Raw genomic sequence first — 22,059 nt, 5'->3', positions numbered from 1 at the left:
AAAATGAATAACTTATTGTACTATAAAAACTCGTTTTTCTCAATCAAAAAAGAAGCCAGTCAGACTCATCATCCAACCGGCTCCTGCCTTAAATCCCTATGAACTTTCTTACCTCATCCTTGAACTTCCAAACAATCATATAATTGCCAATACTCACTATTGTCATCCATTATACAATCTGGATGTTCCTCCGCGAACTTCCTAAAGAAGCCAATACGAAAAGCCCATACGACAGGTTTTCCATCTCCATTCCACATATCATGTCCAGATGGACATCCTGTATGTGCCATGCATATCACCTCTCAATCTTCACCCACCAACCACGACCATCTCTGTAACCGTATTTTTTCATAAATTCTTCAAATTGTTTTATTGTGCCAGAGTCAGGCTGACGTTCTGCAAGAAGCCCTTCTTCCTTTGCCGTAGACATTACCCTATCATCAAGCAAATCCATCATTTCTCCCCAGGCTTCAACATTATCTCTTACCCTGATATAGTCTTCTGTTCCCTCTTCATAATCATACAGATCATCTTCAATATACCAAAACTTATTGTGAACCAGCACATAAGCATCAACCAGCTCTTGAGTATTGCTGATTTGCTCAATTTCTAATTGCATCTGTTCTGCGGTCTTATCTGGCATTGGGTTCCCAGATAATATTACTGTACCTTCCGGAAAGAACTCTTCTACCGGAATACCTTCTTCCGAATCAAACGATTGATAAAACACTTTTTCATCTATCTGCTGTAGCCCTGAAACTTGACCATCGCCAAGTTCCATAATCACAAGCTCACCATCAGCTTTTCGTGCAATATCCACCGTAGCAAAGTTACTTCTTATTTTTTTAGCAATACTTTCTATCCAGCTTATTTCACTATCAGACAACTTAACATCCTCTTTTTCTGTCCAATAATTATCCATTATCAGAACTTTTCCGGCATAAACAAATACCCTATATTCCTCTGATATAGGCATTCCACTTCTCTCATGAAATCCAATTTGCTTTAGATTCTCAAACTTCCTCAGAACAATTCCTCCTACCAGTGAATCACCCTGACGTTCAACAAAATTCTTTATTACACTTGCCGTATTTGCAACATCCGCAATATTACTGATAAAACATGCATCATACCACTCGTGTTTTCTGCTCTTTACATAATCTTTTACAATATAAGAGCCGCTTAATTGTTTAGCCTTCAATAATGCATTTTCAACATTTCCTTCTGTCTCCCATACAGACTGTGCGGTCTCATCAGCAAAATCATCGTACCATCCAGGCAAAGTATGATATCTTTCATATTCCTCTGGTGTGTTGATCAGATAAATTCCCTTTTGCTCCAGTAATGTATAGAAATCTGAATACATCTCGGGTTTCATCATCCATCCACGATAAATTGTAAGACCAGAAATTTCCTCACCAAACAATGAAAGCTTACCTCTTTCCATATCTTCATAACTAAATAATGCACATGAGTGATGCAGTCCAGCCTCTTGATACTCAACTTCATAATCTTCATCAACTTTTCTTTGATACAGCGGATGATTGCAAAAAATAAAATTTATATCATTCAAGTCTTTAACAAGTATATTTCCATAAGCTTCTACGCCGTCTAACTGCTTAAACATTAATCCAAGAGGCATATCCTCAAAAGATTTTCCTTCCGCTATTATGCCTCTGAACATTTCTATTCCACTGACCTCAAATCTATTTCCTCTGAGATCTAAAAGGACATCTCCTATGTGAATGATGCAACCCTTGCTAATTTTTACGGTATAAACAACACCACGACCTGTTATTCTAAATCTATCTAAAATCCTTAATACGTCACCCATAATATACAAAATGATTATCCGATCAGCCGGAAGCTGATCTTTACCATTCGTCGCACCTCTACTTTTCTTCTATCTTATATTTCTTCTTCAATCGCTTCTTCTATTTTTCCTGCTTCATAAAGTTCTTCACCTACTGCACAGCGAAAACCATTCCCGTCATCATACGTCCAGTCAAACATTTCCAAAACTTTGTTACAAAACTCCATACGTTTTTCGTATTCACCTGCATTTCCCAGCTCCATTTCCATATCCTGGAGCCATGCCTCCACCGGATATTCATAATCCTGTGATTCCATCACTTCACTGATACTCATTTTTCGCTCTGCAGTCTCCATAATTTGCTGAAACAAAGCCCATGCATCCCACCAGCAGGAAATCATCTGCTTTTCATCCTGTTGATTCTGGACTTCATAACCGCGCTGCACCAGTTCATCCCAATCATCCCACTCAGTAATTATTTTATGTGTATCTTCAAAATCAATACTCTGCTGAACCATTTCAGCCAATGCATTCGTATACCTCTTTTCATCATATGACTGCTTTTCTTTCATCACATCATAAATCTCTGTCAGTGCTACCGCACCGATTTTTTCTTTCGCTTCCCGCATAGAATAGCCTGCATCAAGCAGTTTTTGGTATGCTTCTTTTGCTGCCGGCGGATCATTGTCCCGTAATTGATTATCTACCACATCTAATAATATTTTTTTAATCTTAAATTCTTCATACTTGTTTCTCCCATTTATCCTCTGCGTTTTATCAGAAAAAACAAGTCATTTTAAATACCTTCTGTCCGGTTACCAAATTTTTCTCATATAGCCCTGCACTTCTTAACAGTTCCATATCAGTCATATTTTTCCATACATGATTTTTGTTTTTATTAACCGCCATTTGTCTGGTTTTTCCAATCAACTCCATACATAAATCATCTTCTACTGCATACGGAAACATCTTCCGTTCACTATAAGTTGATGATTTACGGTTTGAAATATTTGCCATAAGATCGGCTGGCGTAGATACATCCTGGTCAGCATCTCCATTTCTGTCAAAAATTTTGTTATTGCAAAACTGTATCCGAGAACTTACCGGTATATATACCCACCATAGCGATTGGAAAAAGGACAAACTGCTTCAAGTACGCTACTGTTTAATCTGTAAATGGTAAAATAAAAATACACATTTGTTCTGTAATTCAGCAGATATTGTCTGCTGAATGCTATCTTGCATGTTTCTCATGCATATTTTCCCCAGGCAAACTATTCCTAACACACAATGCCCCTAGGATGTCAAGTCATTGCTACAAACTTTTTTGCTTTTCTCGCTTGAAAAAGCCTATAAAACCGTTGTTTTCTTTGTTTTTCCCCTATTATCTATTAAGTATTAACTCTACTGCTTCGACCAACTCATTACTGAATCCCTCAAGATCCTTTACCGTAACTACCTCATCATGAATTAATCGTACAATATCCCATATCATTGACGATTTTCGCACTTCAATGAGAACTCCCGGCTTTTTCTTATCATTTTTAATCCGATTCTCCAATTCCCAAAACTTATCTGATGCTGGTAGATTTTCCTGTAAATACTCCACATATTTCTGCACAAGTTTTTCCATATATGCTTCCTGCCAGTCACCAATTCGTTCTCTGTACAGTTTCCAATCCTTTTTCGTAGGTTCCATATTCTTCCCTCCCACTTTTGTTTTGAGACCAATGAAACTAACCACTACATTTCCTTTAAAATATACTTTCCCTTTCCTTTTCCTTCTACAGGAATTGCGATGTTCAATACTTGCATGGCCTCTATTGCTTTTCCTGCTTTATAATCACCATATCCAAGTTCTTTTTTTACTTCCTTACGACCAAAAATCTGATTCATGTCAAAAGCCTCAACAATTTCTTTCACATTTTCCGAAATGGTAGGAGTCAAAATCTTATTGCAGACTGCATCGTCAATAACTTGAAACAGTGGTTTTTTATCAACCAAACCGTGGTTTTCTTCTCCAAACCGTGGTTTTTTATCAACCAAACCGTGGTTTTCTTCTCCAAACCGTGGTTTTTTATCAGTTAAAGTACTGTTTCTGATTGTTGTCTGGAGCATAAAAGCATTCAGTCTATATTCAGGATCTTGTAAACCTACCGCTTCTAACTCTTTGCACATACGGTCAACACCCTCGCCATATTCCTTTACAAAGCTATATACTTTCAAAAATTCTGCAATCTTTGGATTCCTAGAAAAATGTGTATGTCGGATATTGTCTGTTTTCACAAGTCCCGGTAACTTTCCCGGACTTTCCACAACAATCCTATCATCAAACATTTTTATCTGAATATCAGTTCCTCTAATACTGTAATCTCGATGTGTAACAGCATTTACAATAATTTCCTGTCGGACAAACTTCGGATATTCTTCTTCTGTTACAAATAACCCATCCTCGCCCAGATAAGTTTTTTCCTTAATTTGTGTATCTAGGTATGCAACTGCATCTGTTATCATCTTCAGTATATTTCCTTCAAAAATGACATCCTTGATAACATTCATCTGTGTTCCGACACGTTCTTCTGTCCCTTCATAACGAATAAAACGTACACGTGCTCTTGGGAAATATAACTGCGGATTTTTACCGAATAACAATATTGCCGCAGAACTTATCTGCACTTTCCCATTTTTTTCTTTTATAAATCCTTTATTTTCCCTCAAATATTCCATTGCTGTCTTGGAATAGCCGATTTGAGCAATATATTTTTCTACAAAAGCTAAATCAATATCCTCTATATCAGTTTCCGGAACCGGTTTATCTTCAAAAAATCGTTCTCCTTTATCATACATCAACTGCATTCGTTCTTCAAAAGCGAGCTTTTTTGATTTATCTCCAACACGCATAAACACTTCATCTGCCTGATTCGCATGTACTTCCATACTTGGTTCAATATGCATAAGAAGAACATGATTCTCTCTTCCTTTAAAATCAATACACTGGACTTTTTCTATTTCTACTTTCACAGTCGGAACACAAAAATCAAACGGTACCCGAAGAAGTTCATTCAACTTTTGGATGTCATAATCGACACCTTCTATCCTGCGTGTCTTGTCAGATATTCCAATGGCAACTGTGCCACCATCAGCATTTGCAAATGCAATAATTGGTATTGCCAATACTTTGGGAGCAATATTGACACTTTTCCTGTCAAATACCTGCATTTCTTCGACTGCCAATACTTCTTCTATCGTCATTTTACCGCTCCTCTCCATTCACGTCTTTTACCTTTAACTATAACTATTTTTCATGCTTATCGCAATACATATTATACTCACTTCATGATTCCGCATTATATATTTCTAAAATCATTTCACCCCGGCAGACTATCCCGGACACACAGCACACCATACCCCATCTCACCATTCGGCCACCGACCATACCCCGGCAGTTCCCTCGCCCCGCGTCTTAAATAAGCTTTCACTTTCTCACCATACAGATATAAATCCTGTCCTTTCACAATTCCCCATTCCATCAGAAGTGCCGCACTGCCCGTCACAAACGGTGTGGCAAAAGAAGTTCCTGTAAATTCTGCGTAGCCTCCCCCTGTCGCAGGTGCTGTCACCCGCACTCCGGGTGCGGCAAGATCAGGTTTCGGGACTCCTCCTCCTTCATACATCTGTGCCGGTCCCCGTCCCGAAAAATCTGCATAGGAAAATGTCAGTGCATCGTACGCTGCCACTGTTATGACCAGCGATGCCGTAGAAGGAATCGTAAGCGTTGTTGCACTGTCCGGCTTAAGAAATGCTGTTCCTACATTCAATGCACTTTGTGCCGGAAGCCACATCTGCCAGGATTTATCCACAATCTTTCCCGGCACCAGACGTATTGTCCACACTCCCGGGGTAATAAAATTACTCTCCGGAAGAAATGTAATATAGATTTCCTGCCGCACAGAATAGGGTTTCGGTTCGCCATAGTAGATCAGAAGTTCTGTCTCTCCTACTGTAATCCTCTGTATACCCGTTCTTTCGTCGATCCGCCCGGAAGCATTGCCCGATGGATCAATCAGCATGATTGCCACTTCATCCACATAGGATTTCCAGATCTGAAGATTTAACGACACCTCTCTTTCCTGCACAGCCAGTTGAACTTCTGTCGTCATTCTGCTCTCCAGTTCACCGGCCGCATGACCTGCTGTCGTTCCTTCGTTGCCGCTTCCGACACAGATTACATTTTTCCACCGTTCAGACACGGTATTCAGATACCGCTCAAGTAAGCTGGTTCCATCATGAGATCCATAAGTATTGCCAAAACTGATATTGACTGCTACCGGCTTTTTTAATTCCTCTGCTTTCCTTATAATATAGTCCACTCCCCGCATCAACTGAGTCGTTCTTGGAAATCCATACTCTCCCGGTATCCCCATCTTCACAATAAGCAGTTCTGCTTCCGGTGCAACACCTCTGTATCGTCCGCCCTGACTCCCTCGTCCATTTCCTGCTGCAATTCCTGCCACAGCAGTTCCATGACCACTGATATCACGGCTGGGAACAAGACGGAAACGTTCTTCATGCCCTGCTGTCTGAAGTGCCGCATTGATCTGCTGAGATGTAAATTCTGTTCCTACATTATAGCCCGCAGGAGGCAGTCCGGTTTCCACTGTCTGATCCCATAGTGCTGCAATTCTCGTTGTCCCATCCGCATTTCTGAAATCAGGATTTTCATAGTCAATCCCACTGTCTACAATTCCAATCAGCACTCCTTCTCCACTTTCCTTGCCTATATCCTGCCCTGCTGAAAAAAAAGAAGACGCAGCCTGTACTTCGTCAATACAGGATACACGTCTTCCATTTTCCACCTGAAAATACAAATTTTTCGGTTTTTCTATAAACTCAACTTCAGGAAGTGCTGCCAGTTCTTCAATCCGGCTTTCCTTAATCTGAATAATTACATAACCCCCGGTCAGCTCAGTTACATACACCGCAAGTTCTCTTACCGGCTCCAGTGATCCCGAATATTTCAGGATCAGCTCCCATTCATTTTCTTCTTCGTCATAGCCTACGTTCAGGCTTCTGCTCCTCTGTCGTTCTGCCTCTGTTGCATCCAGGGCGAGATTTAACTGGTTTTCAATTTTCTGACTCATAAGATTTCCATAAAGGTTTTCTTTTCATTTCTATGAGAAATTTTATTCATTCATTCCAACTTTACTCATTCTTATTCCATCCGATCACATCCCGGATTCCCTGCATCCGCTCATCCAGCTTTGCACTCTGTTCTGCACAGTCGTACAGTTCCTCCTGAAGAAATTTCACCTGTGATTCAGGGATATCCTTTTTATATCTCATTTTATGTTCAAGACTTGCCCAGAAATCCATCGCGATCGTCCTGAACTGAACCTCCACATTGACAAACTTCTTTGTATTCTGCAAAAAGATCGGAACCTGAACAATCAGATGAAGGCTGCGGTATCCGCTCGGCTTGGGATTTTTTATGTAATCTTTCCGCTCGATCAGTTCGATATCATCCTGCTTAAGAAAGCTTTCTTCCAACGCATAAATATCATCCTGAAAAGAACAGATCACTCTCACGCCCGCTATATCTTTAATATTTTCCTCGATTGCCTCCATCGTAATTGGTATATCTTTTTTACGGATCTTTTTCAAAATGCTTTCATAGGACTTCACTCTTGTCTTAATACTTTCAATCGGATTGCGGTCATACTCCAGTGAATGTTCCTGATTCAGAACCTTGAATTTCGTTTCCACTTCCATAATTGCACATTCGTAATAGCACATCAGAAGATCAAATGGCTTTTTATTCCGCTGAATCAGATCCAGAAATTCATCCGACAAAAGACTCTGACGTACAAAATTATCTCTTCGTTCTTCTATCCGCATTTTCCCCTGCTTTTTCAATTCAGCCAGACTTTCTAAATTTCTCATTTCCCACATTCTCCTCCATATTCACTCAGGTATTCCCAAAATGTTCCTGCTGCTGCCGACAGATTTTTCTTATTTCGGCATTCCTATTCTGCGGAATGCCGGATTTTGACCCCGACATCTATTCATATATGTATTATATGCCATTTTAAATCTAATACAAGGATATTTTGTTCCATCTTCAATTACTTGCGTAAATTCGATGGAAGTGTCTTATATCCCCATAGCTAAAGCAAGGGGGTTTACGACACACTGGATAAACGGTTAATGCTCCAGTAAAGTCATTTTTACAACTGACCGGTGCATTCCTGCTCCTGGCAGGCTCAGTGCTGTCAGAAATTTCCGGCAGCACCGCAGTCTCTGCATCTTAATCCTTCTTTGATCCTGAAAAATCACACTCCCCAAAAACATAGCACGCCAGTTCATAAGGCAGGAAATATCCCCTGTCGTGCCGGCAGACAGGGCATACTGCCGGAGCCTGCCGCCCCTCATGAACATGACCACAGTTGGTACAGATCCATTTTCCGGTTTCACATCTCTCAAAAAATGTATGATCTTTCAGCAGTTCGGCAAGCTTCTGAAATCTGCATCTATGCATTGCCTCAATCTCTGCAATCTGCATAAATGTAGATGCTGCCTCGTAAAAACCTTCTTCTTTGGCTATTCTCGCAAAAGCCGGATACACATCCACCGCCTCTTCATTTTCATTGTGGGCTGCCGCCTGCAACAAATCCTGAACACTCCCCGGCTCATCCACCGGATAACTACCATCAATAAAAATTGTCGTCCCCGTTTCCGGTTTTAACAATTCGTAAAATCTCCGTGCATGTGCCAGCTCCTGATCTGCCGTATACAGAAAAATGCCTCCGATCGACTGCATTCCCTCTCTTCTGCACTGCTCTGCCGCAAAGGTATACCGATTTCTTGCCTGGCTCTCCCCGGCAAATGCCCGCATCAGATTCTCTTTCGTCTTACTTTCGGAAAAATTAACAGCCATGTCATATACTTCCTTTCCAATCCTCTGGTTTTTTCTAATCCATAGGATTCATACTAGTATATGTACTTTTTTTTCTAATATTCCTTTTACCTTTTCTACTTCTTTACAAACCACACGATACTGTTTTCCATCAGATGAACTTATATACAACTGACAATGCATATTATCTGCCATAAATCTTGGACCACCAAACAATGTATGCCCGCTATGAACACGGTGCTAATGAACTTCCCATTCGTCATCTTATAAGACTATGTCAATATTATCATGTATCTGCAGATTACTTTCTCGGATTATCAAAATGCAAAGACATAAAAAAATAAGTACACCTTTTCAACTTTGAAAATCAGTGTACTTATTTTTCTATGTCTGCCATTTTAATTAAATCCGATCAGTCTCCGTGCAACGCTATAAGCTAACGAGGAAACCTTTCTTCCCGAACGTCCCGGCAGATTCATCGTCTGTCCGAGGATTCCATACCGGATCTTTACATAAGTCTTATAATCCTTCTTTTTCAGATAAGCCCACAGTTCTTTCTTTTTAACAAGATTCTCCTGCTTTTTAGAACGGATACAGAGGATCGATGAAACCGTCATCATGATTGCAAGATAATTGATCATATATTTTCTGAGCTTTTTGCTCGTGATCATGCGAAGCTCATACATCTCGATCATCCGCTTCGTTACAAATAACTGCTGATCGATCCGGCCGATCATTACCTTCTCATTCACCGACTGATCTTCTCTTCCTATAAAATATCTGTAGAAATCCACATTCAGATAATACAATGTCCTGACATGCGGCAGTGGATAATACACATAAATATTATCTACATAGAATGTATGCTTCGGCAGCTCCAGCTGACAGAGCTTCAGCATCTCGGTTCTGTAGATCACCGAATGCATCAGAATGTACTGATCCAGCCGGAAACGTCCGATGTCATCCCAACGGAAAACCTGGTTCTGCGGAAGGACATTATCATAACGGATCACCTTCTTATGCTTCATCCCGACTTTCTCATATACATAATTGGAGATCACCATATCCACCGGTGAATCTGCATCCACAAATCCTTTGACTGCATCAAGGATTTTCTTTAATGCCTCCTTATCTACCCAGTCATCACTGTCCACAACTTTAAAATACTTTCCTGTCGCATGTGCAAGACCACAGTTTACTGCATCACCATGTCCACCGTTCTCCTTTTCCACTGCTTTTACAATGGTCGGATACTTCTCCTGGTACCGTTCAGCGATCTTCTGCGTGCCATCCTTTGATCCATCATTGACAACAATGATCTCTACATCCTCTCCTCCGACAAGTATCGAATTGATTGCCTTTTCCATATATGCTTCTGAATTATAGCATGGAATAGCAAATGAAATATATTTCATATATCGCTCCTCCTGAATCATACCCCTTAAGTTATCATTTTATTTTTACAGCTATTGTTTTTACATTATAACATTGAATGAATGATATTGTAAAATCTATTTTTTTCCTATATAGTAGAAGTGTATGTGCTGTTGTTCCTCACAAAGGGGAAAATACAGCAAATCTGTACATCAATTATACTAAGGAGGCATTTTTCAATGAAAAAAAATGTAATCGTAGGACAATCTGGCGGACCGACCGCCGTTATCAATGCCAGTCTGTATGGTGTTGTATATGAAGCACTCATGCAGAAAGAACAGATTGGAACTGTATATGGCATGATCAATGGAATTGAGGGATTTCTTGCAGATACTATCATGGACATGAATTCCGTCGAACAGTCCGGTGAACTGGAACTGATCAAAACAACCCCCGGCTCTTTCCTTGGCTCCTGTCGCTATAAACTGCCGGAAGATCTGAAGGATGACGTTTATCCGCTCCTCTTTAAAAAATTTGAAGAATACAGCATCGGTTACTTTTTCTATATCGGCGGAAATGACTCCATGGATACTGTAAGTAAACTTTCCCGTTATGCTGCCATAAGTGGCAGTGAGATCTGCTTTATCGGGATTCCAAAGACCATCGACAATGACCTGGTTCTCACAGATCATACACCGGGATTCGGAAGTGCTGCAAAATATGTTGCCTCCACTGTCCGTGAAATTGCCATCGATGCCTCCGTTTATGATAATAAAAAGTCCGTCACCATCGTTGAGATCATGGGACGCCATGCAGGATGGCTCACAGCAGCCAGTGTTCTTGCAAGAAAATTCGAGAATGACAATCCGGTCCTGATCTACCTACCTGAATCTGCATTTAATACAGACACTTTCATTGAAGATGTCAAAAAGGCACTGGAACATACTTCCAACCTTGTTGTATGCGTATCCGAGGGAATTAATGATGGAAACGGTACATTTATCTGCGAACTTGCAAGTGATGTCGGTGTCGATACTTTTGGACATAAAATGCTCACCGGTTCAGGAAAATACCTTGAAAATCTTGTCAAAGAAAAACTAGGCGTAAAAGTCCGCTCGATTGAACTGAATGTAAATCAGCGTTGTTCCTCTTCCATGATCTCTGCTACCGATCAGGAAGAAGCAATCCAGGCCGGAATTTCCGGTGTACACTTTGCACTTGATGGTATAACCGGCAAGATGATCGCCTTCCACCGCACAGAAGGAGCTGATTATAGTATTAATTATGTTCCTGAAGATGTGAATCTCATTTGCAATCAGGAGAAGACCGTACCGCCTGAGTGGATCACCGGAAACGGTTCTGATATCGGACAGGCTTTCATCGACTATGCACTCCCACTCATTCAGGGGATTGTAAACGTGCCGGAAGAAAACAGACTGCCGAAATTCGCATATCGAAAGTAAATTTTACTGTAAATTTGTATTTGTTGGGGTGAAAATATCGCGACAGCAGGAAGGGTTTCTGACAGAAGAGCGTCCATATCCACACTTGTTGTTGCATCGCAGTGCAGGACCCGCTTTACCTCAGCCCGTTGACAACTTGTAACAGGAACGTGGAAACACTCGTGCAGAGGCACTCCTGTTTACGTTTCTTAACAAGTTGGGCAAAGTGTCTTCGGAACGCTCCTTGTCAATGCACTGCTCACGCAACAGCAAGGGCGGATATTAGGCTTTTCAAATCAGAAAATTTTCCCTCATGCCAGAACATTTTCTCCCAACAAACACGAAATTCCAATAAGAAATAAAGAGCCGGATGGCTATCAACTAAGATAAACGCTCCATCAAATAGTAAATACAATATCTACTGTCTAATATTTACGATCGAATATCTTAGTCAATAGCCATCCGGCTTTTTTCTATTCTTTTTAAATTTGCATTGTTGAGTGACTACGCTGTGGAGTCAGAAAAAAACTTCTTACTGTGACTACCAGCGGAAAGCAGGGTGTTCCTGAGCAGGTGCATTAGCAGGAGCGTTCCGAAGACACTTTGCAGCGTTTGTTAGAGAAAGTAAATCGAGTGCCATTGCACGAAGATTTCCACTTTCGAGTTACAAACGGTCAACGGGCTGAGGTAAAGCGGGCCTGCACTGCGAAGGAATATCCCTGCTTTCCGCGTCCGATTCGTCACAAAGAAGTCTTTTTCTTTACAAGTGTATCACCCCAACAACTACAAATTTTCCCCTTAATACTCTTGAAAAGTCACCTTTTGTCGCAGAGTATTTCACTCTGCGACACTTTTTTGCTTTCATTAACCTACAATGATCTGATAACTCTTTTCAAATGTTCCACCGCTCTCAACGCTATTAATTCCCGGCTTTTCGGAAATATCTCCCTCAAATCCCACATCATCACATCTTCCCATCCATGGTTCAAGACATACGAATGGGGCATCTTTTACCGACCATATTCCAAAGTTTGGAAAACCTTCGCATTTCATTCCCACATACGGTGTTCCGTCCTTATGACTGATCCATACTTCTTCAATCTGATTCTCGTCAAAAATCAGGGCATCTCTCTCGAATAATTCTTCTGTCAGCGGATAATATCCGTCCTCCAGTTTCATCTCATAGACTTTTTTCGGATCTGCACCACCTTCTGCAATATCAACCAAAATATAGTTCAGATGATCTTTTTCCGGGAAATAAAGCCGGTAATCTGCCTTGGTTTCATTTTCTTTTGCAAAGTGAATGGCCGGATGCCCGCCAATGGTAAAGTAAATCGTTTCTTCCGACTGGTTTTTAATTTCCCATTCCACCTCTATCACATTTTTCTTAAGACGATAGCTAATGTATAATTCAAAATCAAACGGATAAACTTCTTTCATCTCATCTGTTGAAGTGAGCAAAAATTTCACCTCTTCTTTCCCTGCATGAATACATTTGAAATCATGATCTCTTGCAAATCCATGCTGGGATGTCGGATACTGTTCTCCCTGAATCTTCACTACATTATGCCAGGTTTTTCCTACATTCGGGAACAAAACCGGCGAATGTCTTTTCCAAAACTTTGGATCTGCATTCCATAAGATCTCTGCCCCCGTCTTTTTATTATAGATTCTTGTCAGTTCAGCTCCATGTTCTACCATTTCCACATAAAGTATTTCATTTTCCAGTTTCATGTTCTCCTCCTGTTTACCTTAATCATTTTATGATGTCAGGGTCAAAAGGTCTGAAACCACGTGTGCTTGCACACTGGTGGTAGAATGACCTTGAGCCCCGCCCCGATATGAGCATAAAAGTGGGGCGTAAGCACCATGATATGCGAATAGCAGGTAGGATTGTGGGAGTGCGTAGCACGAAACAATCCGTTGGCATCATTGTTGGGGGCTTTTGACCCCAACATCATTTTATTCTATCCAACTTCTTCAACAATGTAAAGTCCCAGCCACCTTGTCATTGACCGGAAATTAGTGTTATAATTTAAGAAAATCAGATTTACGGAGGAAAATAGAATGGAAAAGGAATCTGCAAAAATCATCTTAAGTGCTGATAGTACCTGTGATCTTGATACCGAGTTAAAAGAGCGTTACCATGTGCATTACTTTCCGCTCCATATCATCCTGGACGGTCATGACTATAAGGACGGCATCGACATCACTCTGGAAGAGATTTTCCAGAAATATTATGATGAAAAGATTCTTCCCAAGACGGCTGCTGTAAACGTTGCAGAATATATTGACCATTTTGAGCCATGGGTCAGAGCCGGTTACGAAGTCATTCATATCAATCTCGGCAGTTCCCTCTCCAGTGCCTATCAGAATTGCTGTATTGCGGCTGAAGAACTCGGACATGTCCATGTCATTGACAGTTGCTCTCTTTCCAGCGGAACAGGACTCCTTGTCCGTGATGCCGGAGAAATGATCCGTCAGGGAATGTCCGCTGATGCAATCGCCGATGTTCTCCGACAGCGTACAGAGAAGTGTCATGCCAGCTTTATTCTGGATACCCTTACTTTTCTTCATGCCGGCGGGCGTTGCTCCTCCGTAGCTGCACTGGGTGCCAACGTACTAAAGTTAAAGCCGTGTATTGAGGTAAATAATGCCGACGGCAGTATGAAAGTCGGTAAAAAATATCGGGGTTCACTGGATAAGGTTCTCGTAAAATATGTAAAAGATCAACTGGCCGCACATCCAGATATCGATCCGTCTTTTATCTTCATTACACATTCGGGAATTGCTGCAGAATATATCCATCTTGTAAAAGAAGCCCTCAAAGCTGAAAAAGACTTCGCTGAGATCCATGTGACAACTGCCTGTTGTACGATTTCAAGCCACTGCGGTCCAAATACCCTTGGTATTTTATTTGAGACAAAATAATTTTTAGGAGCATAAATCATGAATAATCAGACAACCAACCCCGTATTTCACGGAAGTGACATTGAAAAGATCAGTGCCTGTTACCATATAAAAAAAGAAGCTATCGTCAACTTTGCCGGAAATGTAAATCCGCTTGGACTTCCTGCCTCTGTAAAAGAAGCGGTCGCCACCCATGCAGATTTATTTTCCAGTTATCCTGACCGCGAGTATCTGTCTCTGCGTAATGTTCTTTCTAATTATTGTGATGTTCCTGCCGATTATATTCTTCCGGGAAATGGCTCCAGTGAACTGATTGCTTTGCTGATCGAAGCTCGTGCCCCAAAGCATACTCTGATTCTCGGTCCTACTTATTCAGAATATTCCAGAGAACTCACCTTTTCCGGAAGTACTCAGGATTATTACCATTTGCAGGAGACTTCTGACTTCAGACCAGATCTGGAGGATCTTTTCCATACTCTCTCGGATGGATATGATTTTCTCATTATCTGCAATCCAAATAACCCGACTTCTTCCGCTATTTTTCGGGATGAATTAAAAGAATTACTTGCATTTTGTAAACGGAAAAATATCTTTGTAATGATAGATGAAACTTATGTTGAATTTGCACCGGATATTTCAGCAATTACTGCTGTTCCTCTTACGAAGCAATTTTCCAATCTGATGGTACTCCGGGGAGTTTCCAAATTCTATGCCGCCCCGGGAATGCGGTTCGGATATGGAATCACCGGGAACAGTGAATTTCTGAAGACCATGCGTGAAAAACAGATTCCATGGTCACTGAACAGCCTCGGTGCTTTCGCCGGAGAAATGCTTTTTCAGGATCACGACTATTATCAGCAGACCCGAAACCTGATTCTTTCCGAACGTCAGAAGATGTACGAAACCATAAAAAAACTCCCGACTTTCAAAATCTATCCGGCCTATGCCAACTTCCTGCTGGTAAAGATTCTGAAAGACGGGATTACCTCTTTCGATGTATTTGAACGTTGCATTCAAAAGGGACTTATGATCCGGGACTGCTCTTCTTTCCAGTGCCTGGAGGGTGAATATGTACGGTTCTGTATTCAGATGCCGGAAGAGAACCAGCGTCTGCTCGATCTTTTGCAAACAATCTGACTCAATGGCTGGATCTGTGATTAAGGCTTTATAATTGCTTTTAAATCACATGATGATTCAGCCATTTACGATTTCTGAACCGGATCGTAAAGATCACTCCTCTCAATGCCCAGTCACTGAACATACCGATCCATACTGCGATTGGTCCAAAGCCAAAGACTCTGGCAAGAACAATCGAGAGTGTCACCCGGCATAACCACATCGTAAGCATTGAAACTGTCATTGTAAACTTCACATCCCCGGCTGCCCTGAATCCATATGCCGGAACAAAAGCCATGACCCAGATCAATGGCTTTATAATGGTTATGCACGTTACCATAAAAATACACATTTTTGCACTTTCAGGCTCCATACCTCCAAAATAGGTAATCGGACGAACTAAAGCATACAAAAGCAGACAGGATGCAATGATCACTACTTCGGAAACAATACATAATTTCTTTACATAATAAACGGCCTCCTCCTTTCTTCCTGCTCCAAGAGTTTCCCCCACAACGGTCATAAGACCGATTCCTATTCCGATTCCCATAATTCCGTTCAAATTTTCAATGATACTCGCCATTCCCTGTGCAGCGATAGCCGCAGTTCCCATCAGCGATACAGTCGACTGAATCGCAAGCTTTCCAAACTGGAACATACTGTTCTCCACCCCCGACGGCACACCAATCCTCAGGATTCTTTTAATCTCATCCCAGTCAGGCCGGATGGTAAAATACTTTCTCAACTGGATCTCCAACTGTGGATTCCTCAGTTTTACCAGCACTGTAACCATACTGAACATACGTGCCAGCATCGTTGCAGTTGCCGAACCTGCAACACCCCAATGGAACACCCATACAAATAACAGATTCAGAATAATATTCAGGATATTTGAAATAACCGAGATCAGCATCGGCAAACGACTGTTCTCCTGTGCCCTCAGGATGCACGATCCATCATCATATAATGCGATAAATGGATACGAGATTGCAGAAAAGAAAAAATACTTTTTGGCATTCACCATAACCGCACTCTCTACTTTTCCAAAGATCAGTGCCAACATCGGACCATTGAATAAAAGACACATTCCAGCAATCATCACCGACAATACGAACGTAATGAAAACCAACTGTCTTGCTGCCTCCTGTGCATGCTCCTTTTTTCCACATCCAAGGTAATGGGAACACACAACTGTTCCACCTGATGCCAGTGCAAAGAAAGCCTGAACAATCAGGATATTGATCGAATCTACCAGTGAAACTGCTGAAATCGCTGCTGAGCCAAGATTACTGACTACCAGTGTATCCACAGTTCCCATAAATGAATTAAGGAGCTGATCTACTGCCAGTGGAATTAGAAGTGCAGCCAGTTTTTTATTGTCAAATAAACGATTTTGTTGCGTGGCTTCATTCATTTTACTCACTTCCTTTGTATTTCACTCATCCTATTATCTCGACTTCACCAAATGCTTTCAGGAACTGCTTCACTCCGTATCCGTCAAACTCTGCCTCAACCATCAGATCATCTTCCGATCTTAACACTCCGACACCATACTTCGGATGCCTTACCTGCACCACCGCCTGTATGCCAGCCCGCATGTCAGCCTGTTCCTGTTGATCTTCCAGTTTTACTTCCTGCCGAAGTTCTGTCCGAAGTTCTTTCTGCTCTTTTTCCTGAACTTCTTTCTGAGCTTTTTCCTGAACTTTTTCCTGAGCTTTTTCCTGAACTTTTTCCTGAGCTTTTTCCTGAGCTTTTTCCTGAACTTTTTCCTGAGCTTTTTCCTGAACTTCCTTCTTTAACTGCTGCAGGTTAGCCCATCTTTCTTTTTCATCCGGCATTCCCTCCAACAGCTCCTGCGGAATCATTTTCAGATAACGGCTTTCCTCACCCGCTATCCCCGGTTCACCCGGATTCGTATACCAGGAAAGTTCCAAGCGGTTCTTTGCACGGGTAATCCCCACAAAAAACAACCGTCGTTCCTCTTCTTCCTGTTCATAATTTTTTGAATGAAGCGGGATCAGACCGGGATTCACACCAATCAGAAAGACCGTATCAAATTCCAGACCTTTGGATGCATGCAGCGTCATAAGCTGTACTGCATCTTTCCGGTCTTCAGGATTCATTTCTGCTCCTACTTCTTTTTCTCCTGCTTCCATCTTTAATCCATAAAGCTCTGAACTATTCAGAAATTCCCTCAGATGCCCCCGGAAATCAATCGAACCGCAATATGAACATAACTGCTTTAAAAAGCTCTTTATTTTTTTGACATTTTCAGTATAGCTCTCCACCGTAGGACGCAGGAACTCTTTTAAGTGAAAATATTCAAAGATTTTCTGCTCTTTTTCACCTTCTTTCATGAATTTCCCAAAGTTATCCACTACCCATGCCTGAAATCCGGTCATCTGTTCATAAAGCAGACTCTCGGACAGCTTTTTCTCTTTTATGATTTTTTCTGCCTTTTTCCGCGTCATTCCAAACTCGCCAAATTCTTTATCTGCGACTGCTGCAATCCCGGACTGCTCATCCAATGGATTTACACAGAATCTCAATACTCTGACAAACCAGTTCAATACCGGAATATCATGTAGGCTCTTTTTTACGGAAACTTCATATGGAATCCCCTGACGTTCAAACACTTTTGCAAGCACATCCACCTGACGCTGTAACCGATAAAACACCGCCATCTCCCGATATGTCAGTCCCTGCTCCTTCAGCTCTCTTATCCGCAACTCAAGTTCCTCTGCCTCCTGAAAAGGATCATAATAATTAACAATTTTGATCTTCTCGCCTTTTTCTCTGCTCGCCCGGATCTGACTGCCAAACTGAAGGAAATGATTCGCTGCTCCCAGGATCAATGCATTAGAACGGTAATTCACCGGGAGAGAATATTCTTTCGCCTCAAATCGGTGCTTTAATAAAAAGAACATATTCTCTCCTGTCCCACGCCAGCTATAAATCACCTGATTCGGATCTCCTACTGCAAACAGCTTCGTCTCCCTGCCTTTCAAAGCCTCCAGAAATTCCATCTGCATCTTATCACTGTCCTGCACTTCATCGACAATGATCCACTTAGGGATAAAAGCATCCTGCTCTTTCAATAAAAGCGTACTGACACGCAGCAAATCCGAAAAAGTCATCTTATTCTGCTTCTTTTTTTCGGATTCAATTATTGGATACAATTTGAACAAATCATCTTTGTATCTCGGTATCGGTCGTCCTTCAAGATACCATTGATATTCCTGCTCCAGCCGCTTCTTCAGGCGGTTCTTATATTTTATTTTCAATCCGTATTCTGCGGTCAGAGTTAATGCAAGATCTTCTTCTTCATCCGGTGCCATGACAGTAAAATCTTTTCTCCATCCAGCTTTTTCAACTTCCAGCTTTTCTCTCAGCATCCATAGAGCTACACTATGAAATGTACCAAATCCGTCCAGCCTTGGTTCTTCGTCATTTTTTTCTTTTTTTAAAAACTTTTCTTTTGCTATGAGTCGTTCTTTTATCTCATCTGCTGCTTTATTCGTAAAAGTCAGAACAATCATTTCTTCCGGCTGTATCTGCTTCACCTGATATAAATACAGTATCTTTGCGATCAGAACAGTTGTCTTTCCGCTTCCGACATTTGCATTCACAACACATGCCGGACTCTCATCAAGAACTGCTGTCATCTGATAGGGATTCAGGAAACTCCATTCTTCTTCAAATTTCATCGTTTCCATACCTTCGATTTAATTTTCCACGGATCTTTTTCACCCGCTCCCAGTCTGTCTCTGACTGAATCTCAATCCTCATATCTGCCGGACAGATCACATACGAACGGAGCAGACGCTCTACTTCCCGCAGATTCTCCCATTCCTGCAGCCATCCTTCATAAAATGAATTTTCAACCTGCAGGAGCAGACGCTCCTCTTTTACTTCCACTTTCTTTACCATACTTAAAAACGCAGCTCCCGATTCTCCGCTCCTTTTTAACTTCTCACAGAACTCATCCCATTTTTCTTCCAGCATTTCAAATGAATATTCTTTCTTTATTCCCGGTCTGTTCATCTCTGCCAATTCTGACTGCTTTGATATAGATACCGGAGATTCACTCTCTTCTATAAAATTCTTCAGCCCCCACAGCACTGTCTTTTTATCCAGTGTATAATTTCCTACGCAGACCGGACATCCGTCCTTACACGGACAATGTTCAACCTGCTCGATTGCCTGATGAATGATCTGTTCCATCAGATCATAAATTTTCTCAGCATAACCAAGACCGCCTTCATACTTATCATAAATAAATAAGGATACCTTTCGTCCTCTTTCTGCTCCGGGAATCAACGCATTATTTGAAAGAATCACTCCGATGTCATCTTTTTCTGTCATTGTCACCATCATAGCTGCATTCTTGATTGCATAGGAAATTCCCTCAAAATGATTATTCAGAACAAGTTCTCCTCTTTGATCTGGCACAAGGAGCCTCTGGTATGTATCCACAATATTCTCCGGGATTTCAATCCAGGTACTCTCTGTATCGTAATCTTTCTGTAATGGCCTCGTCAGCGACACATATCCCAGATTCTGATGATTATGAAACTGAAGTTTCTTATACATCGAAATCACTTCATTTACGTTTATGTCACCAAAACATTTCTTTATTCTTTTAAAAGTTTCTTTTTGGAAGGTCTGCAAAATTCTTGTATCCTCTGTGCCGGATGGAACTGTATAATAATTTCCATAAAATGGTACTGCCAGTGCAGTTCTTGAAACCAGATCCAGCTTCAGCACCTCATACTGCTCACCGTCATGCAGATACACCGCTCCCGGGTGCAGCTCATGAAAAGCCTGCGACTCGTCCATCTCAGTAATTTCCTTTCCGTTAAAAAGAGAGCCTTTCCTTTTCTCCTGCACATTTCTCAGATGCTCCATACTTGGATATATGATCAGCTTGTATCTCGTCCTGTCCATATTCCTGAGACTGTAATCTCCGGCAGGGAATGCCGGCCCTGCCCATGAAAAACGTCCCGCCAGACTTTTCAGTTCCTGTGCATTTAAAAGAACCGGGATGATCTCTCCCAAATCCGGGAACAACGCAACATCATCCAGAGACAGTGGCATCTCCGCTGCTGCCGCACGTATATGTGCAAGCTCGATCAGCAGATTATCCGGATCTACGATTGCATTTTCACTTCTGCCTTCAAAAAGCCAGTCAGGTGAAATTGCAATATACTGATCGAACGGCTGATTCTCCAAAATCAGATAATTGACACACCTCCTGCCACATCTTCCCGCCCGTCCTGTCTGCTGCCAAAAAGAAGCTCTTGTCCCCGGATATCCTACCAGCACTGTACAATCCAGTTTTCCAATATCAATTCCCAGTTCCAGTGCATTCGTACAGATCAGGCCTGTCAGCTCTCCTGCCATCATCTTTCGCTCGATCTCACGCCGCTCCAATGGAGTATAACCTCCACGATACCCGGCGATTTTGTCCGTCTGCCCCTTTTCTCCCAAAAATCCGGCGTCTTCCAACCGGTCTCTCGATTCCTTTAAAATAACTTCCACCGCTCTTCGACTATGTGTAAATACAAGAAACTGTTCTCCCTTTTCCACAAGCTTCGGGATCAGCTCTTTCACCACACTTGAAGCCGAATATCTTCCATATACTTTATCATTCGCTCCTTTTATCTCCGGTGGCTGCAGGATCTTGTATACCTTTTCCGGTGCCGGTGAGCCATCTCGCTCGATCAGCCCCGGGGTTATTCCACAAATCTTCTCTGCCAGCTCCACCGGATTTGCAATCGTCGCTGAACTGCATAAAAATTGTGGATCGGAATGATAATATCCGCAGATCCGTTTCATTCTGCGGAAAATATTGGCAAGATGCCCGCCAAATGCTCCTCTGTAGCTATGCAATTCATCAATCACGATATAATTCAGATTGGCAAATATAAAATCAAATCCATATTTACTGTGGTTAGGCAAGAAAGCTGCATTCAGCATCTCAGGATTCGTCAGAATAATATTCGCACTCTTCCTGACCCGGCTGCGTTCTGCAGGCATCGTATCTCCATCATAGACCCCTGCCGATATACGCCCCTCTCCAAAATACTCCAGTACAGGAGCCAATACCCGATACTGATCACTTGCAAGTGCTTTCGTCGGATAAATAAAAATCGCACGCGTCAGCGGATTCTCTAAAATCTGCTGCAATACCGGCAGCAAAAAGCTCAAAGTTTTGCCACTTGCTGTCGCTGTCGTGATGACCAGGCTTTCTCCTTCACCGGCCCTTACGAACATCTCCGCCTGATGACTGTAAAGCCGGGAAATCCCCTGCGATCTGAGATAATCGCCAATCTCCGGTCTCATAGACTCTGGAAATGATACATACTCTGCTCCATGTGCCGGAATTACCTTTTCATATACAATAGAATCATTCTCTTTTTTTATCATTTCTTCATGCCGCCTTTACGAATGTATGTTCGTATTCATCATACCACAGATTTCTTTTCCAT

At 41.7% G+C, this 22,059-nt stretch carries 17 protein-coding genes; 3 read left to right on the top strand and 14 right to left on the bottom strand.

Features of this window, described 5'->3' with window-relative positions; translation table 11 throughout:
- Positions 1-295: 295 nt before the first annotated feature.
- The 9 genes from NQ541_RS03110 to NQ541_RS03065 all read right to left on the bottom strand — a co-directional run bounded on the left by NQ541_RS03110 (position 296) and on the right by NQ541_RS03065 (position 10,141).
- Positions 296-1,834, bottom strand: coding sequence for an ATP-grasp domain-containing protein (locus tag NQ541_RS03110; protein ID WP_005609361.1), 1,539 nt, complete (start codon positions 1,832-1,834; stop codon positions 296-298).
- A 74-nt stretch (positions 1,835-1,908) separates the two neighbouring features.
- On the bottom strand, positions 1,909-2,442 hold the full coding sequence (locus NQ541_RS03105) for a hypothetical protein (protein ID WP_207635035.1): 534 nt from the start codon (positions 2,440-2,442) through the stop codon (positions 1,909-1,911).
- Positions 2,443-2,590: 148 nt separating this feature from the next.
- Positions 2,591-2,830 (bottom strand): hypothetical protein, encoded by a 240-nt coding sequence (locus tag NQ541_RS03100; RefSeq protein ID WP_044940001.1) that lies wholly within the window; start codon positions 2,828-2,830, stop codon positions 2,591-2,593.
- A gap of 367 nt (positions 2,831-3,197) precedes the next feature.
- Entirely contained in the window at positions 3,198-3,512 is a 315-nt protein-coding gene (locus NQ541_RS03095; protein ID WP_044940005.1) for a hypothetical protein, read from the bottom strand.
- 44 nt (positions 3,513-3,556) lie between these two features.
- A complete protein-coding gene (locus NQ541_RS03090; protein WP_044940008.1) occupies positions 3,557-5,065 on the bottom strand; it encodes an ATP-binding protein in 1,509 nt (502 codons plus the stop codon).
- Positions 5,066-5,181: 116 nt separating this feature from the next.
- Positions 5,182-6,954, bottom strand: a complete 1,773-nt coding sequence (locus tag NQ541_RS03085; RefSeq protein ID WP_005609368.1) for a S8 family peptidase — start codon at positions 6,952-6,954, stop codon at positions 5,182-5,184.
- Between the two features lie 61 nt (positions 6,955-7,015).
- Positions 7,016-7,762 (bottom strand): GTP pyrophosphokinase, encoded by a 747-nt coding sequence (locus NQ541_RS03080; RefSeq protein ID WP_005609370.1) that lies wholly within the window; start codon positions 7,760-7,762, stop codon positions 7,016-7,018.
- A gap of 355 nt (positions 7,763-8,117) precedes the next feature.
- A complete protein-coding gene (gene rbr, locus NQ541_RS03075) occupies positions 8,118-8,747 on the bottom strand; it encodes a rubrerythrin (RefSeq protein WP_005609372.1) in 630 nt (209 codons plus the stop codon).
- 377 nt (positions 8,748-9,124) lie between these two features.
- Positions 9,125-10,141 carry a glycosyltransferase family 2 protein gene (locus tag NQ541_RS03065; RefSeq protein ID WP_023923233.1) on the bottom strand — a complete coding sequence of 339 codons (1,017 nt, stop codon included), beginning with the start codon at positions 10,139-10,141 and terminating at the stop codon, positions 9,125-9,127.
- A 198-nt stretch (positions 10,142-10,339) separates the two neighbouring features.
- On the opposite strand from NQ541_RS03065, the gene NQ541_RS03060 reads away from it, so the two are divergent.
- On the top strand, positions 10,340-11,563 hold the full coding sequence (locus tag NQ541_RS03060; RefSeq protein ID WP_005609375.1) for a 6-phosphofructokinase: 1,224 nt from the start codon (positions 10,340-10,342) through the stop codon (positions 11,561-11,563).
- 843 nt (positions 11,564-12,406) lie between these two features.
- On the opposite strand, the gene NQ541_RS03055 is transcribed toward NQ541_RS03060, so the two are convergent.
- Positions 12,407-13,276, bottom strand: a complete 870-nt coding sequence (locus NQ541_RS03055; protein ID WP_005609376.1) for an aldose 1-epimerase family protein — start codon at positions 13,274-13,276, stop codon at positions 12,407-12,409.
- A 41-nt stretch (positions 13,277-13,317) separates the two neighbouring features.
- The gene (locus tag NQ541_RS13095) at positions 13,318-13,503 is read right to left on the bottom strand and encodes a hypothetical protein (RefSeq protein ID WP_081717135.1); all 186 of its coding nucleotides are present in this window, start codon (positions 13,501-13,503) and stop codon (positions 13,318-13,320) included.
- Positions 13,504-13,609: 106 nt separating this feature from the next.
- Between NQ541_RS13095 and NQ541_RS03045 the strand changes: the two genes are divergently transcribed.
- Positions 13,610-14,473 (top strand): DegV family protein, encoded by an 864-nt coding sequence (locus NQ541_RS03045; RefSeq protein WP_005609704.1) that lies wholly within the window; start codon positions 13,610-13,612, stop codon positions 14,471-14,473.
- 18 nt (positions 14,474-14,491) lie between these two features.
- On the top strand, positions 14,492-15,589 hold the full coding sequence (locus NQ541_RS03040; RefSeq protein WP_005609705.1) for a pyridoxal phosphate-dependent aminotransferase: 1,098 nt from the start codon (positions 14,492-14,494) through the stop codon (positions 15,587-15,589).
- Between the two features lie 40 nt (positions 15,590-15,629).
- Here NQ541_RS03040 and NQ541_RS03035 read toward each other — a convergent pair whose 3' ends face one another.
- The 3 genes from NQ541_RS03035 to NQ541_RS03025 are packed head-to-tail and all read right to left on the bottom strand — an operon-like array spanning position 15,630 to position 21,997.
- The gene (locus NQ541_RS03035) at positions 15,630-16,982 is read right to left on the bottom strand and encodes an MATE family efflux transporter (RefSeq protein ID WP_005609706.1); all 1,353 of its coding nucleotides are present in this window, start codon (positions 16,980-16,982) and stop codon (positions 15,630-15,632) included.
- 25 nt (positions 16,983-17,007) lie between these two features.
- Complete coding sequence (locus NQ541_RS03030) at positions 17,008-19,275, bottom strand: ATP-dependent helicase (RefSeq protein ID WP_044940203.1); 2,268 nt, start codon at positions 19,273-19,275, stop codon at positions 17,008-17,010.
- Positions 19,265-21,997 (bottom strand): DEAD/DEAH box helicase, encoded by a 2,733-nt coding sequence (locus tag NQ541_RS03025; RefSeq protein ID WP_005609709.1) that lies wholly within the window; start codon positions 21,995-21,997, stop codon positions 19,265-19,267. Before NQ541_RS03025 ends, NQ541_RS03030 begins: the two co-directional genes overlap by 11 nt.
- Between the last annotated feature and the right edge of the window lie 62 nt (positions 21,998-22,059).

The organism is [Ruminococcus] lactaris ATCC 29176 (genome assembly GCF_025152405.1).
GTDB classification, from domain to species: Bacteria; Bacillota; Clostridia; order Lachnospirales; family Lachnospiraceae; genus Mediterraneibacter; species Mediterraneibacter lactaris.
The sequence above is the reverse complement of the archived record's forward strand: the minus strand, read 5'-3'. Positions and strand labels throughout refer to the sequence as shown.